Below are 15,653 nucleotides of genomic sequence, written 5' to 3'. Positions count from 1 at the left end.
GTTTTTCAAAATGAAGCGCTAGCTTGGATGCGTAATTTTGCAGCAATTGCGCCCCGACTCTTTAGCCAAATACAACTGCTTGTCGGCTAAATCGACCAGCCGATTCGCTTCGCTGAGTGAGCTTGGGCGGGCACTGGCGATGCCAATGCTAACGGTGATCGGCCCATTCGCTGGCGTGTGCAAAGGTAAGGCCATGATGCCCGCTTGAATTTTTTCAGCCACAAGCAGCGCCGAGGGGGCATCAGTTTGTCCAAGCAGCAATAAAAACTCCTCGCCACCGAATCGAATTGCCACATCATCCGGCCGATGAGCATTGGACTGGATTACGTCTGCTACTGCAATCAGGCACTGATCTCCGGCCAAATGACCGAAGTAATCGTTATAGATTTTGAAATGATCAATATCGATCATTAGCACGCTCATGCCTGTGTGATAGCGTTGGTTGTGAAGCCACTGCCGATGCGATTCTTGCAGAAAAAGCCGCCGATTCCCCAAGCCTGTTAAGGGGTCGTGCAGTGACAACTCTTCTACTTTTTCTTCGATTAATTTGCGATCAGTAATATTGTGATGAGAAATTACGCACAGCGGTGTGGATGGGATTATCGCTACATGCATCATAAACCAGCGCCGCATTGTTGGGCTGTGACAGGGGTATTCCAAATAGGCCTCATCACGCAGCCCAGATATTACGTCCTCAATTAAATTGGCGGCTTGCAAACCCTCATCAGTGCTGCCGATTTTGCAGGCCGCCAAATAATTGTTGCCTTCCCATTCATAATCTGCGGACATGCCATTGCTGCTTGCGAAATCACGCCACGCCTGATTGACGTAGCAAATTGCCCCGTTTGCATCAATCACTGCTATCTGTGCTTGCAATGCATCCAGAATTTGACTGCATGAAATATCCATCAGGATGGCTCAGCCCGATAAGCGATTACTTCAGCATGACCCGTGATCTAGTTCTGGCAATTTGAAATAGGCAATTCTTGTCGTAGCTCAAACAAGTGGTAGCAATAAGAATCAATTTCACCTAAGTAAAACGACGACTAAACACACTCAGTAATTGCTTAATATTAAAAACAATTCTCATTTTTCTAGATTCAAGTACAAAATAAAAAATGACATGAAATTCAAATTTAGCTTAAATATCAATTGCTTCCATAATATTAATGCAAGCTTACCTAGATAGCAATGGAGTTAAGCGCTGCATCGCTTGCTGCAATGTTGCGCTGGGGCAGCCAAAGTTGATTCGAACCCAACCCGGAAAACCAAAATCAGCACCATCCGATAAACCGACGCCATGCGCCTCGAAGATCGGCAAGGGATTGGTGGGATGGATATCGCGAGCATCGATCCATGCCAAGTAGGTGGCTTCAGGGAAGGTGATTCGTAAGCGCGAACCAGCAAAGGCGTCGGCGAGTAACTGGCGATTGATTCGCAAGGTGGCGATTAGCTCGGCGTGCCAAGTACTCTCATCGCGATATGCCGCTTCGGCACCAATATAGCCGAGCAGATTAACTGAAGGCACTAGACCGGCCATTTCACGGCGGAATCGGGCTCGCAGCGCGGGATTGGGAATGACGGCAAAGGCGCAGCCCAAGCCGGGTAAATTCCAGGTCTTTGACGGCGCGTACAGCGTGATTGTTTGCTGGGCAAACTCAGCATCGAGTGCCGCAAACGGTAAATGGGTCAAACCCTCATCGAGCAGTAAATCGCAGTGTATCTCGTCCGAGCAAACAATCAGCTTATGCTTGCGGGCAATACCCAGCAGGGTATTTAGCTCGTCGCGGTTCCACGCCCGCCCCACCGGATTATGCGGGTGGCACAGCAATAGCAGTTTGGTTTGCGGCGTAATCGCCGCCTCAAAGGCGGCAAAGTCCCATTCCCAGCGACCATCCTGCCCCTCTACCAACGGCACGGTAATCAGCTCACGGCTCGATAAACTGGGGGCGCGCAAAAATGGCGGATACACCGGCGTGGCAGTAATCACCGCGTCCCCCGCCTGCCCTGCCGCTCGGCACGCTAGATTGAGCCCCTGTACCAAGCCGGGCAGCCAAACGATCCAGTCGGCGGCAATCTCCCACTGATAGTGGCGACGAGCATATTGCTGTACCGCCTCAACCAGCGAATCTGGTGGATTGGTGTAGCCCAGTACGCCGTGATCAATACGCTGATGCAAGGCGGCTAATACGGAATCGGGCGCAGCAAAATCCATATCGGCCACCCACAGCGGCAAGACATCCTGCCCGCGATATTTATCCCACTTCACACTCGCTGTGCCGCTGCGATCGATGATGTTATCAAAACTCATGCTCATTCCTTGTTCGGCACTATCGCGCCTACTTTATTGCTATTTGTATTTACTCAGCGCAGCGCGCTCAGCCTATCAGGCTAAAGCTCAAGCCAGTGCCTGTGCCAAATCAGCCAGCAAATCATCGAGTGCTTCAATCCCCACCGAGAGGCGCAATAATGTATCGCTGACCCCCAAGCGTTCGCGCTCGGCCACGCTTAAATTGGCGTGCGTTTGAATTTCTGGCACAGTAATTAGGCTTTCTACCCCACCAAGACTTTCGGCGTATGAGATCAATTGCAGCCGGGAAATAATCTGCTCCACTAAGGCGGTATCAGTAACCGCAAATGACAACACCGCGCCAAAGCCAGACGAAAACTGCTGAATTTTCTGATGCTGGCTATCGCTCGGCAAGCCGGGAAACAACACGTAGCGCACCCCAGTTTGCTGCTGCAAAAATTGCGCAATGGCCAGCGCATTAGCTTGCTGCGCAGCCAGCCGCAGAGCCAGCGTTTTCATCCCGCGCATAGTCAGCCATGCATCCTGCGCGCCCAAAGTTGCGCCAATCGCATTTTGCAAATAGCCCACGCGCGCGGCCAATTCTGGCTCACGCACGGCCAGCAAGCCAGCAATCGTGTCGTTATGCCCGGCGATAAATTTCGAGGCCGAATGAATGACCACATCCGCGCCTTGCTCTAGCGGCCGAAACCAATATGGCGTTAAAAACGTGTTATCGACCAAGAGCAACAGATCGTGCTGCTGTTTCAAGGCCAGCAGCGCGGCAAAGTCGGGCACTTGCAAGCAAGGATTGGAAACCGATTCAATTAAAATGGCTTTGGTTTGGGGGGTAATGGCAGCAGCATAAGCCCCTGCCTCATATACAGGCACATACGTCACCGAAATACCAAAGCGCGCAAAGATTTGATCGAGCAAGCGGTAAGTGCCGCCATAACAGCCCTCAGATACGATTAGGTGATCGCCTTGGCTAAATAAACTAAACAAGGTCGATAAGGCGGCCAGACCACTGGCAAAAGCAAACGCCGCGCTGCCGCCCTCAGCCCGCGCAATCGCTTGTTCGAGCGCAAGGCGGGTTGGATTTGCAGATCGGCTGTAATCAAAGCCAGTGCTTTGGCCAATAGCCGGATGCGCAAAAGTGGCTGTTTGATAAATCGGCGTACTAATTGCGCCGGTTTGCGGGTCGGTTTGTAGCCCAGCATGGGCAAATTGGGTGGCTAATTGCATGCATTAATCTCCTAGCTGGGCTTGACCAGCAAACGCTGACCCAGAGCTTGCACGGCGCTGCACAGCAGCAGATAAACCAGTGCGATAAAGCCGAATACTTCAAGAGGATATACTTGCTCGCGGCTATTAACTTGATTGGCGACAAAGGTAAATTCCGCCACGCCCACAATATACGCCAGCGAGGTGTCTTTCACTAAAGTGACCCATTGGTTTACAAACGAAGGCTGCACTATTCGTAACGCTTGCGGCAACACGACCCAGCGCAAAGTTTGCCGCTGGCTTAAACCACTTGCCTGCGCAGCCTCCCATTGCCCGGCCGGAACCGCCGCAATCCCCGCCGCCATGGCGTAGGCCAGATAAGCTCCCGACACCAAGGCCAGCGCCGCGATCACGGTCAGTACCCCGGGTACATCGATTCCAAACACAATCGGCAATAGAAAAAAACACCAGAACATCAGTAGCAGCACCGGTATGGCGCGTAAAACCTCGCAAACTGACTGCAAGAGCCGATGTATATGCCCAGAGGTCAATGTTAAAGATAGCCCCCAGCCTATACCCAGTAGGGTAGCCAGAATACCCGCCCCTACTGCCAACAAGAGTGTTAGCAGCAGACCGCCCAGTGGGCCATACGGATAGGCACCGACCAAGAAAAACAGCCAGTTATCACTAATGACAGTCCAGTTCATGTTGGCCACCCCGCTTGCCCGAGCCGATGACCAATTCGCTGTAGCGCGATAATCACGACCACATACAAGACACTAGCGACGGCAAATGTAGTGGCACACTGAATTTGGCCACCTGATTAGAGGTGCTATGCTGCACCTCGTAAGCAATTAGGTGACTCAATGAACAACAAAACCAGACCCACATTCACGCCTGAATTTCGCCTCGAATGCGCGCAGCTTGTGCTCGAGAAAGGCTATTCCGTTCGACAAGCCGCTCAGGCAATGAACGTCGGTAAATCGACCATGGATAAATGGGTACGACAATTGCGCGAAGAGCGCGCCGGTGTGATGCCCAAGGCGATGCCAATGACGCCAGACCAACTCAGAATCCGTGAATTAGAAAAGCGCCTCAAGCAGGTCGAGCTTGAGAAAGAAATATTAAAAAAGGCTACCGCTCTCTTGATGTCGGACTCGCTGAACAATTCACGATAATTGCTCAGCTCAAGCAGAGCTACGCTGTGGCACAGTTGTGTCGTACGTTTGAAGTCCATCGCAGCAGCTTTAAAGCCTGGAAGCACACTAAGCCAATTAGGCCAGAGCAGGTACAGCGCTTAAGCAAAGTACGTGAGTTGTTTAACGCCAGCAATGGCTCAGCGGGCTCGCGCAGCATTGCGACTATGGCCAGTGCACAAGGTGTCCAGATGAGTCGTTATCTGGCGGCCAAGTGCATGAAGCAGCTTGGGTTTAGCAGTTGCCAGCAGCCTAGTCATGCGTACAAAAAGACGGGGGGCGAGCACATTGAAGTGCCCAATGTGTTGGCACGACAGTTTGCCGTGGTCGAACCCAACCAAGTGTGGTGCGGCGATGTGACCTATATCTGGCTTGGTAATCGGTGGGCGTATCTGGCGGTGGTGATGGATTTGTTCGCCAGAAAACCCATCGGCTGGGCGATGTCGCTCTCGCCAGATAGCGATTTAACCTGCAAAGCGCTCAGCCATGCGTTTGAATCCCGAGGCCGGCCTAAAGGGCTCATGTTCCATTCTGACCAAGGTAGCCATTACACCAGCATCAAGTTCAGGCAATTATTATGGCGATGCCAGATTCAGCAAAGCATGAGCCGACGCGGCAACTGCTGGGATAACAGCCCAATGGAACGCTTCTTCCGAAGCTTAAAAACGGAATGGGTACCAGAGGTCGGCTACAGCTCATTTGTGCAAGCTGAGCGGGAAATATTGGACTACATGCTGGGCTACTACAGCCAGCTGAGGCCACACCACCATAACGGTGGTTTGCCGCCCAACGAGGCTGAGCGCAGTTATTGGCTTGGCTATAACAATGTGGCCAAAATTAGTTGACCACTACACATGTTTATCAATTAAGGCTGTGGACATCAATGTGACGCTTAGAGTCTCAATGAACTAGTAATAAGCCACTATGTAATCATTTACGTGCAGTGATCAGGATGCTCACGCACGAAGTGTAAGTGTCTAGGAGTGATGGGGCGATTCAAATATAGCAAGACAGTGCTTGTTATCGATCTGCATTTCTCATTTTCTACCCTCAAAACATGTTTGCAGATTGGCTAGGGATTGCAATATGTGCAGTAGTACGGGTCTGCGTAGCCGCTGGCCTGCCAGCTAGCGTGGCCATAGCCGCAGTGTTCGCAACGCACGCCGCGCATTTTGAGTTGCTGGCTCGGGGTATTGCAGTCACTGCAGGCTAGGCCTGTCTCGCAAAAGCGCGCACCAAATCCCAATTGCTGACATTGCGGGCAAGCCGTTCGCACGCGGCGGGCTAATCTAGCCGCCAAATGCCGCAGCGTGCGCTGGCGCGGAGGGTGCAGATGCGCGCGCATATCGGTGGCGAGTTGAATTTGCTGTGCGCCAAGGCCTTGTAAATGCGCGAGCGCGTGTTCAATTTCAGCTGTAGCGCGCAGGCCTTTAAAACTTGGCACATTCAAATCGGCGGCATGCAGGGTTACCGCCAGCTTCGGCCAACCACAGCGCTCTAATTGCGGCGCAAGTTGCTCACTCGATTCAAGGCGCGTGGCGTAGTAAAACGGGGTGATGCGCGTTTTATGCTCGATCAGCACCAAGCCATTGTCGGCGTCGTCCCACATCATCCATTCCTGCGCCAAACCTAAGCTGGGAAAGATGGGGTGCTGGCTATATGCGCCTTCACTGGCGAGCATAATCGGGTTTGGAAAAAGTCGACGGCAGAGCGCAATTTTGGCGCGCAGCATTTCTATCGGTGTGCCGGGGCGTGGCACGTCACCACTAAAGGTGCCAAATTGATCGGTATCCAGATCGGGTGGGCTCCAAAGCTGGACACCTAGCAATTTGTGCATCGGCCGCGCAATCGCCGCAGCCTTGTCGTGGCGGCTGGCCACCACGACGAGCCGCCCTTCGTATTGACTCTTGGCCATTGCTACACTCATAGCCCCCAAACAGCTTGACCAATTGGCATTTAGAAATAGCCCTCGCGTTTTTTCTTTTCCATCGAGCCCACCTGATCTTTATCGAGCATGCGCCCTTCTCGCTCGCTGGATTTGCTTTGCAGCAATTCGGCGATGATTTCTTCGACCTTGGTCGCGGCGCTCAGCACCGCCCCCGTTTGCGGATAGCAACCCAGTGTGCGGCAACGTACCAAGCGCAGCGCCAAGCTCTGCCGCTCGGTTTCGCTTAAATACGGCCGTATGCGATCATCATCCAGAATAAAAGGTTGGCCCGTCGCGTCGCTAATCCACGTCATGCGTGGTTTGGCAAAGTACAGCGAAACCAGTTCAATGTTTTCTTTCAGGATGTAGTGCCAGATGTCGATTTCGGTCCAATTCGACAGAGGAAAAACCCGTACTGATTCGCCCGGATTAATTTGCGAGTTATACAGTTGCCATAACTCCGGGCGCTGGTTTTTCGGGTCCCACACCTGATGCGCATCACGCACGGAAAAAATCCGCTCTTTGGCGCGAGATTTTTCTTCATCGCGCCGCGCACCACCTAAAGCGGCATCGTATTGATGAATTTTGAGCGCTTGCTTAAGCGCTTGCGTTTTCATCAAATCGTTGTACTTGACCGAGCCTGATTCAACCGGATGCACGCCTTGCGCCAAAGCCTCTTGGTTAATGTAAACCTCAAGGTCGAGCTGGTTTTTGGCGACTAATTCGTCGCGAAACTTGGCCATCTCGGCAAATTCCCACGTGGTATCGATATGCAGCAGGGTAAAAGGCACCCGCCCGGGTGCGAATGCCTTTTTCGCCAAGTGCAGCATCACAGTTGAGTCTTTGCCGATGGAGTAAAACATGCACGGCTTTTCAAAGCTCGCAGCCACTTCACGCATAATGTGAATCGCCTCAGCTTCAAGCTGTTGCAAATTACTTAAGCTGCGCATAGCAGCTCCTTTGCGCTCTCAAGCGCTTGCCATTGACCTGCACGGTATTGCCAGATTTGTTGCTGCTCCACATCCCACTGGAACAGATACAGCCATTGATTGTTGATCAAATCTGCAACGGCTTGGTGCTTGGCGATGATCGCCGACATCGCTTCACGCGGCGCGGCGATGTACACACTGAGACGCAAGGGATGATGGCGCCAGTCTTGCCCGTCGTGAATTGATTGCATCGCCAAACCAATACGCAAATCGCCGCCATTGCCTTCAAATACGCCGCAATTGCCACCCACCACGTTGTGCAGCAATTTATTGCCACTACCGTATTTCAAATTGTCGGTCACTGAGGCGTAGTACTGCAGATTGATCCAGTTGGTGACGACCATCGGCGCAGTCATAATTAATTCGAGTACGCCAAATTCACTATCGTGCTGCCAATGGTAATCATGCAAAAAGCTGCGTCCTGCTAAATTGAGCGAACGCGTTAAAGCGCGTGGTGCCACGATAAATGACGCATTGTTGGCCAAACCCCATTCAGGGCGAACTTGTGCCCAATCGCGGGTTTTGCGTTCAAACAAGTGCGCCCACTCAACCGGATCTTGCGCCACAATCCCCACGCTCAGGGCGCGTTCTTTCTGGGCGTATTGTGTCGCCGCTGACAGCTGTTGTTGCCATGCCGCTTGCCCTGTAACCCCAAAGCACGTGATTTGATCGGTCGTCGTGTTATGCAGCGCGGCGACAAACTGGGTCTGCGCGGGGATTTCGATTCCGAGCAGGTTTAATTCCGCGCGCACCGCTGGCGTGTTGAGCACTTGAGCCAGTACTTTTACGTTGACTTCACCCGTTTGCCCGCCACAAGCACCGCAATCAAGACCAGCAGCATGGGGATTATTGGTCGAACTACTGCCATGGCCAACCAGTAACACGACTGGGGCAAAGCGCATGGTTAAGCCCATCGCCCGCAAAATGCCTGCGGCCAAACCCGCCAGCTCAATATCGCTCAGTAATTGACCATCACGGCTTAATTGCCATGGCCCGTCTAGATCAATTTGGTTAATGCTGTGTGCCGCTTTGCTCGGGAAGAAGGTGTTTTTGACCAAGCTCACAGCTCGGTACAAGCCCTTAGCTTCAACCAGACCAAAAGTCGCCGACGCCGCATCTTCAGCCTGTTTCGTCGCCACTCGCCCGTTTAATTGAGCTGCGACTACATTTTGCGCTGCGCTTGATCCGGCTTGCTCGGCGCGGATCGAGGCTTTGAGTAGCCCTGGCAACTGAGGCCGCTGGTACTGACTTCCCGCGACCGAGTATTCAATCGGCAAGCCAAAAAAGCCGGCAAAGCCCATGGTTTGGATGTTTTCGCTTTGCGCCTCGAGCGCACGACGCATTGGCTCTGAGCGCACATCGATGCAAAAAATCGCTTGCAGCTGAAGGTCCAATTTTAAATCTGTCTGCACTGGCGCAGTCGCATTCAGTAACTGAGTTTGCAACGGTTGCTGATAGCTATATTCCAGCGCACGTTGCCATACCCAGAGCAATTGCTGCTGCGCGTGCCAATCTTTTTCTAGGGTCGCAAATTGGACTATTTGCCGCTCGAAGCCGCGCTGGATATGATTTGACGCCAAGTTTTGCTGCCACAGCACCCAATCCCAAGCCATCCGAATCGCTAATAATTGCAGCAAACCGGTGTTGTTCTTGTTGGCAAACGCGTCTTGCCATGCGCCATACGCCAGCCACGATGCCCAGCCATGTACATCGAGCAAGAGGGCGTAGCAGTAATCGACAAACACAGAGTGCTGTTTATCATCCGCAAACAAGGTTTGATGCATCAATGCCAACACCTGTTCGGGCTGATCCGGCAAGGCCCTAAAGTGCTCGCTCAGCCCCGCCTCACCCATCAAAACTTCGATCCCACGATCTTGCCGCACGACCTCGAGCCATGCTGCGTACAAATCATGCTCGCCTGCACCATTGCGCTGCATTTGTGCTGGGTAGTGAAAGTAAAGAGCGGTGAATTGGCTGATTTGCTGCACGATTTCGTCACGCCATGGCATTTTGTGCGCGTGCTCAGGCTCTGCATCAAGAAAGTCGCATACATTGAGCCAATGGCGGTCAGTTTCCTTGCCCTTGAGGAAATCGATTAAGGCCTGTTCAGTTGAATTGACTCCCAATTCATCGGCGGCTTTGCGCAAATGCGCGGGTTTGATGGTGGTTTGCCATTGCCCAAGGTAGTAGGCTTTGGGCATTAATAAATGCACCCCGCCCAAGGCTTGTAAATTTGCGGCGACTTGGTCCATCGGCTGGCCGCGCATTTTCCACCATGGATTGACTGCGATCGATTGATCTAGCGGCCAAGCGGGAGCGATACGTTCACAAGCAAGCAACGCGGCATCGCGGATTTGAGCTACAGAGTTGTTGAGTGTGTGTACAGTCGTGATCATGATTTCACCTCGGTCAGACTCAAACGGGTTTGAACTGCATTTTTCGGTAGTGGTACTGCCCAAATTGCGTGGGTGATGCGGGTCGCCCATTCATCGAGATAAAATCCGGCATTGAGCGCGATAAACAGTTTGCGCATGGCTGGCGATTGTGCGCGGTACTGCAACAGCAACTGCAACATAAACAGCGCAACAAAGAGCACGCCGATCCACAGATCTGCACCGAGTACGTAGTGGTGCTCAACTTTTGGTAGCAGTAAGCCCATGCCTGTTTTTAATAGGTAGTAGCTCGCCAAAAGTGCCGCACTGAAGGCCAGCGTTTTGGCGATCGACAGGCTTTGGCGCTGATTCAAATGGTTGGCCAGCACAAAGGTGAGCGCTAAACCAATCAGTAACCATGGGCTGTATGGCGCTGGTAATCCGACGGTGAAGCCAATGACGAGCAAGAAACCCACCGACACCGCGCCGGCCCAAAGCCAGTTCGCTGCACTTACCAAACGAGGGTTGGTGTATTGCTTTTGCATAAACTCATCAACCGCTTGGCCTGAGTTGAGAAAGGCATACGCTTTGTAGCAAGAGTGAGCGAGCAAATGCAGCAGTGCTAACTCGTATAAACCCAAGGCGCACTCAACCAACATCAAACCCATTTGCGCTGTGGTAGACCACGCCAAACGCACCTTGATGCTAATCCGTGTTGTCATCACCAGTGCCGCGATCACGGTGGTCAAGCCAGCCACTACCAAGACCAGCCATTGTGCGAACTGGGCTTGGCTAAACAGTGGCGCAAAAGACAGCAGTAAAAAACCACCCAAATTGATAATCCCAGCGTGCATCAGCGCCGATACAGGCGTTGGCGACTCGACGATTTGAATCAGCCAACCGTGGAGTGGCAATTGCGCGCACTTGATCAACGCTGCCAAGCCCAGCAAGACGGCGGCTAGCTGTTGCTGAGCGTTCAGCTCAGCCGCTGGATAGGCGCTTAAAATCTCAGTGATCACTAACGTTTGGTGCTGCTGATACAGCAAGAAAAACGCCGCTGCGAGGCACAACTCGGCTAAGCGCGCAAAGATGAATTTCTTATGCGCCGCCAGTGCTGAGCGATTGCGCTCTGGGTAAAACATCAGTAACTGATGCATGCTCAGGCTAATGGCCACCCAGGCCGCGAAAAACACCAGCAAGTGATTGCTGCTGACGGTGAACATGACTGCCGAAACGGTCAGCAAAAACCAGCGTAAGAAGCGCTGGTTATCCTTGTCGGCGACAAAATTGGTTTTGGCATAATTGAGAACGATAAAGGCTATGAAACTGATCAAGCCGAGCATCGTGACGTTAAGTATTCCGGAGTTTAACCACTCGGCAGTACTTGCAAAGTCACCACTTAATAACACGACCAGCCACGATAACAAGGCTAAGAGCGTCGCAGTTCCCATCGCACATTGAGCAAATGCCCAGCGTGTGGATTGCCAACTCCAAGCGGCTGCCAGCATGGGTAGTGCCAGCACGGCAGGCAGAGAATAGGACAATAAAGTGCCTAGCTGCATGTTGATCTCCTTGTTGTTTTTGATGATGCGAGGAGTATCACATGGCTTTTGTTTTAATAAAAATAGATTAAAATTAACAAATTGTTTTATAAATGAGAACGTTTTGAGTCGACTTAACTACCATCATTTGGCTTATTTTTGGCATGTCGCCAAGCTAGGAAATTTAACCAAAGCTGCAGAGCAGCTGCATGTATCTCAGTCCGCGCTGTCCTCACAGATTTCACAGTTAGAGCACACGATGGGCGTTCAATTATTCTTACGCCAAGGTCGAAAGCTGGTGCTAACAGAAATTGGGCAGACGACTTTTTCATACGCTGAAGAGATTTTCCGCAAAGGGTCAGAGCTAGAATCACTATTGCAACACGGTGAACCAGCGGAAAAACGGGCTGTCAGAATTGGTATGTTAGCAACCATGTCGCGAAACTTTATTGAGAGCTTTGTCGAGCCATTAATTCAACAGCCAAATATCAAATACTCCTTGCATGCGCGAGGTCAGGCTCGCCTACTGACAGAGCTAGCGAACCACCAACTTGATATTGCATTGAGCAATATTGATGTGGGTGGCAATGATAACAACTTATGGCATTGCCAACTACTTGCTCGGCAGCCAGTCGCCATCATTGGGCACCCTGGCCTGGGTCTAGCCCCCGCCTTTTCCCACGATTATGCTCAGCAAAACTGGATTTTGCCTGATGAGGACAGCCCAATTCGCTCCGCTTTTGACGGCTTTTGCGCACTACACCAATTCAAACCGAGAATCGTGGCCGAAGCAGATGACATGGCCATGCTGCGGCTTTTGACTCGAGACAGTAATGCGATTGCAGTCATACCAGAGGTGGTGGTCAAGGATGAGCTTCAATCTGGGAAACTAAAACGATACCTAGTTTTGCCTAATATTTACGAGAATTTCTACGCGGTGACTGTTCAAAGACATTTCCCAAATCAAATTGTTGGGGACTTATTGCTAGATGCATTGAAGACTCATCGATAAAGTACTTTTGGGGCCGACTTTGATCGATTGCTTTGGCCGTCAACCGGACGCTTGATTTTTTACTCCAACATCTCCAAGCAATCCAAATTGAGTGCACCCTTTTTGAAAATGCGATGAGCACTTGGTGGTAGTGTGCAAAAAGGGTAAACCGCCCACATCTTAACGTTTGCAATCACACTCGCCAGCAAGGGATGGGTCGAAATCATGAACGAGCATTAAAGCCTCGGATTTTAGCTCAGTACAGTGCTTACACAAATTGCTCAATCGCTGATTTTCAGTGACCAGTTTGCGCAATTCCAACGCAATTTCTTTGCGTAATTCAATCGCGGCATTGGGCCCGAAAGTATATGACTCTAATTCGTTAGCTAATTCGATCGCTCGCATGTCACTCTCCACTGGCTGTAGCTTAAGTTGATTCCATTAAACGCTATTAAAATCAGTTGCATATAGATCTCGATCAAAGAAAAAGCGGCCTTTCGGCCGCTTTTGGTGAGATTAAAACTCATCCCACTGATCTTCTTCACCTGCCGAGATGTGTGGTGGTTTGGCGGCTGTTTTTTGTAGTTGAGCTGTTTTGCTGGCGATTTTGCTCGTTACTTTCGGTTTTTCTGCAATTCTGGCTGGCGTTTTTGCGATTGCGGGGTGGTGAACTGCATGCAAGCTACGATTGAGCTTGAATACGCTCACTGCCTCCGCAAGGTTTTGTGCTTGCTCTTCGAGTGACTCTGCAGCGGCGGAGGCCTCTTCTACCAGTGCCGCATTTTGCTGCGTCACTTCATCCATTTGAATGATGGCCTGATTAACCTGACCAATCCCCGAGCTTTGCTCAACAGATGCGGCTGAAATTTCTCCCATGATATCTGTTACACGTTTAATGCTGTTTTCGATTTCATTCATGGTCTCGCCAGCTTCTGCCACCAATTTTGCCCCACCTTCAACCTTACTGACTGAGTCGCTAATGAGGTTTTTGATCTCTTTTGCTGCAGATGCTGAGCGTTGGGCCAGATTTCTTACTTCTGAGGCAACGACCGCAAATCCTCTACCCTGCTCCCCAGCTCTTGCCGCTTCAACGGCAGCATTCAGCGCTAGAATGTTGGTTTGGAATGCGATGCCATCAATCACACTAATGATGTCAACGATTTTGCGCGATGACTCATTGATTGAACTCATCGTTTCAACGACGCGACCAACAACTTCGCCCCCTTTGGTTGCAACTTCGGATGATGATCTAGCTAGTTGGCTTGCTACTTGTGCGTTTTCTGCATTCTGTTTGACCGTGCTGGTTAGCTCTTCCATGCTAGAGGCGGTTTCTTCCAAGCTTGCCGCTTGTGATTCTGTCCGGCGCGACAGATCTGCATTCCCCTGCGCAATTTCTTTGGCTGCGGTATTGATTGAGGCACCTGAGTCTTGTATTTCACTAACTAGGCGCTGCAAATTCTCTACCGTGGCATTAACACCTTGCTTGGTTTCGCCAAACAATCCCGGATATTCTTTATTAATTGTCTGAGTCAAATCACCTGATGCCAGCGCATTGGCAACTCTAATCACATCTCGCAACCCTGTGTTGGTGACATCAGCGAGTTGATTGAGTAAATCTGAGAGGCGACGCGTGTATCCTTGTTTGTCGTTAAGATCAATTTTGATGCTAAAGTCGCCTTTATTTGCGGCAGACTCAACAATGTTTTCAATTTCAGCAACAATTTTCCGTAATGATTCAACTGTAGAATTGACGCCTTGTTTTGTTTGCCCGAATAAACCAGGATAATCTTTTACAATAGTCTGATTTAAATCACCTGCTGCTAATGCGTTTGATACACGCAGTACATCATTAAAGCCTATATCACACGTTTCAATTAATTGATTCAGATCCTGAATCATATCTTTGAACATATATTCATATTTATTAGCATCAGCCCGCTTACTAAAATCACCGCGTGACCCAGCTTCTGCGAGCAGTTTGACATCACTACTAATCCCAAGTAAGGATTTTTTCACTTGATCGAGTGCGGTGGTAATTTTTGCTTTATCACCTGGTAATTTATCCATGTCGGGTGTGAAATTGCCATGTGCATATTCCGACACCACCTCAACAATTTTCATTTTCACTGCTATGTGGGAATTAACTAGGGTATTAATATCCACCGCCATTTTGGCAAAACTACCGCGAAATAGATTGCTATCCATTTGTATCTTAATCCAGCCTTGTGCATGCTGCTCCGACATACGGCTTTGCTCGGACACAAAGGTTTTGATAGCGGTTTGCATTTGCTGCATTGCATACATTACGCTGACTTTATCGTTGGCTGGAATATTGACAGGGTAATCCATATCACCTGCAGCTACTGCTTGGGCTACGGCCGCCACTTCACCAGGCTCTGCGCCAAGTTGCTTCATCAATAGGTGCACAATTAGCCAACTTATAAAACAAGCCAATACTAACGCAGCGATACTTAAGCCTCCGATTAGATTTTTCGAAGCTTCAACCATTGATTCTGCTTCTTTACCTTCTTTGATCATCATCTCGGATTGGAAATCAATTAATGCTGATATTGACTTCATATAGGCAAGATTTGAATCTCGTAGGTCTGACATTAATACTGTTTTTGCGAGCTCTCTTTGGCTCGGGTCTTTGTATATGGTCAGGAATCTATCAAGCTGGGTAGCAAAAATTTGCCGCTTATCCGTAGTTTCTTTCAGTAATTGGATTCCTTTTTCACTTTTAATGGTTTTTTCCAATTTTTCGTATTCTGTGCTATTGGCTTTACGTGCCTCTGCAATGGTTACTAACTCGGCTTCAATTTTTTGTGGATCATTCCATAGCAGCAAATTTCGATTTGAGCGTGCAACTTGATTGAGGTTATCAATTAAAGCATTCGCGGTTACTGTTTTGGGGTAGCGATCATTGATGATGCGATTGATGCTATCATCAAGCTCACTTAGCCGCGTAAATGCTAGGAATCCAGTAATGAGCATGAGTAAAATAACAACGCCAAACCCCAGCCCCAACTGTGTTCGCACTTTTAGTGATTGTAGATTAGACACGATGATTTCTCCTTCGGCTTAAGCCGGAACACATTCAATTAATTGCAATTCATCAGAGGAAAG

12 protein-coding genes are annotated in these 15,653 nt (G+C 50.3%); 2 read left to right on the top strand and 10 right to left on the bottom strand.

What is annotated here, in order from left to right; genetic code table 11:
- Positions 1 to 18 precede the first annotated feature (18 nt).
- The 4 genes from HZU75_RS16500 to HZU75_RS16485 form a co-directional block, all read right to left on the bottom strand.
- Positions 19 to 909: a sensor domain-containing diguanylate cyclase gene (locus tag HZU75_RS16500; RefSeq protein ID WP_180307062.1), complete on the bottom strand. Its 891-nt coding sequence runs from the start codon at positions 907 to 909 to the stop codon at positions 19 to 21.
- Between the two features lie 268 nt (positions 910 to 1,177).
- On the bottom strand, positions 1,178 to 2,311 hold the full coding sequence (locus HZU75_RS16495) for a MalY/PatB family protein (protein WP_180307061.1): 1,134 nt from the start codon (positions 2,309 to 2,311) through the stop codon (positions 1,178 to 1,180).
- A gap of 87 nt (positions 2,312 to 2,398) precedes the next feature.
- Entirely contained in the window at positions 2,399 to 3,532 is a 1,134-nt protein-coding gene (locus tag HZU75_RS16490; protein ID WP_180307060.1) for a trans-sulfuration enzyme family protein, read from the bottom strand.
- Positions 3,533 to 3,543: 11 nt separating this feature from the next.
- Positions 3,544 to 4,218, bottom strand: a complete 675-nt coding sequence (locus HZU75_RS16485; protein WP_180307059.1) for an amino acid ABC transporter permease — start codon at positions 4,216 to 4,218, stop codon at positions 3,544 to 3,546.
- Positions 4,219 to 4,377: 159 nt separating this feature from the next.
- On the opposite strand from HZU75_RS16485, the gene HZU75_RS16480 reads away from it, so the two are divergent.
- A protein-coding gene (locus HZU75_RS16480) for an IS3 family transposase (RefSeq protein WP_373279616.1) occupies positions 4,378 to 5,552 on the top strand; the annotation gives its coding sequence in 2 pieces (ribosomal slippage) (positions 4,378 to 4,645 and positions 4,645 to 5,552; 1,176 coding nt in all).
- Positions 5,553 to 5,779: 227 nt separating this feature from the next.
- Here the strand turns inward: HZU75_RS16480 and HZU75_RS16475 are convergent.
- The 4 genes from HZU75_RS16475 to HZU75_RS16460 are packed head-to-tail and all read right to left on the bottom strand — an operon-like array spanning position 5,780 to position 11,557.
- A complete protein-coding gene (locus tag HZU75_RS16475) occupies positions 5,780 to 6,622 on the bottom strand; it encodes a DUF6671 family protein (protein ID WP_180307058.1) in 843 nt (280 codons plus the stop codon).
- Positions 6,623 to 6,663: 41 nt separating this feature from the next.
- Positions 6,664 to 7,584, bottom strand: coding sequence for a sulfate adenylyltransferase subunit CysD (cysD, locus tag HZU75_RS16470; protein WP_180307057.1), 921 nt, complete (start codon positions 7,582 to 7,584; stop codon positions 6,664 to 6,666).
- Positions 7,572 to 10,019 carry a YbcC family protein gene (locus tag HZU75_RS16465; RefSeq protein WP_228028115.1) on the bottom strand — a complete coding sequence of 816 codons (2,448 nt, stop codon included), beginning with the start codon at positions 10,017 to 10,019 and terminating at the stop codon, positions 7,572 to 7,574. The genes cysD and HZU75_RS16465 overlap by 13 nt, the downstream gene beginning before the upstream one ends.
- Positions 10,016 to 11,557 carry an NADH-quinone oxidoreductase subunit L gene (locus tag HZU75_RS16460; protein ID WP_180307056.1) on the bottom strand — a complete coding sequence of 514 codons (1,542 nt, stop codon included), beginning with the start codon at positions 11,555 to 11,557 and terminating at the stop codon, positions 10,016 to 10,018. The genes HZU75_RS16465 and HZU75_RS16460 overlap by 4 nt, the downstream gene beginning before the upstream one ends.
- Between HZU75_RS16460 and HZU75_RS16455 the strand changes: the two genes are divergently transcribed.
- Positions 11,556 to 12,548 (top strand): LysR family transcriptional regulator, encoded by a 993-nt coding sequence (locus tag HZU75_RS16455; RefSeq protein ID WP_228028114.1) that lies wholly within the window; start codon positions 11,556 to 11,558, stop codon positions 12,546 to 12,548. The two genes, HZU75_RS16460 and HZU75_RS16455, sit on opposite strands and share 2 nt — an antisense overlap.
- Positions 12,549 to 12,707: 159 nt before the next feature.
- On the opposite strand, the gene HZU75_RS16450 is transcribed toward HZU75_RS16455, so the two are convergent.
- Together HZU75_RS16450 and HZU75_RS17675 are read right to left on the bottom strand one after the other, a co-directional pair.
- A complete protein-coding gene (locus HZU75_RS16450; protein WP_180307055.1) occupies positions 12,708 to 12,932 on the bottom strand; it encodes a hypothetical protein in 225 nt (74 codons plus the stop codon).
- Positions 12,933 to 13,043: 111 nt separating this feature from the next.
- On the bottom strand, positions 13,044 to 15,566 hold the full coding sequence (locus tag HZU75_RS17675; RefSeq protein ID WP_308419459.1) for a methyl-accepting chemotaxis protein: 2,523 nt from the start codon (positions 15,564 to 15,566) through the stop codon (positions 13,044 to 13,046).
- Positions 15,567 to 15,653: the final 87 nt, after the last annotated feature.

This window comes from Chitinibacter fontanus, from assembly GCF_013423785.1.
In the GTDB taxonomy this organism is placed as follows: domain Bacteria; phylum Pseudomonadota; class Gammaproteobacteria; order Burkholderiales; family Chitinibacteraceae; genus Chitinibacter; species Chitinibacter fontanus.
This window is presented reverse-complemented; position numbering and strand designations above follow the sequence as displayed.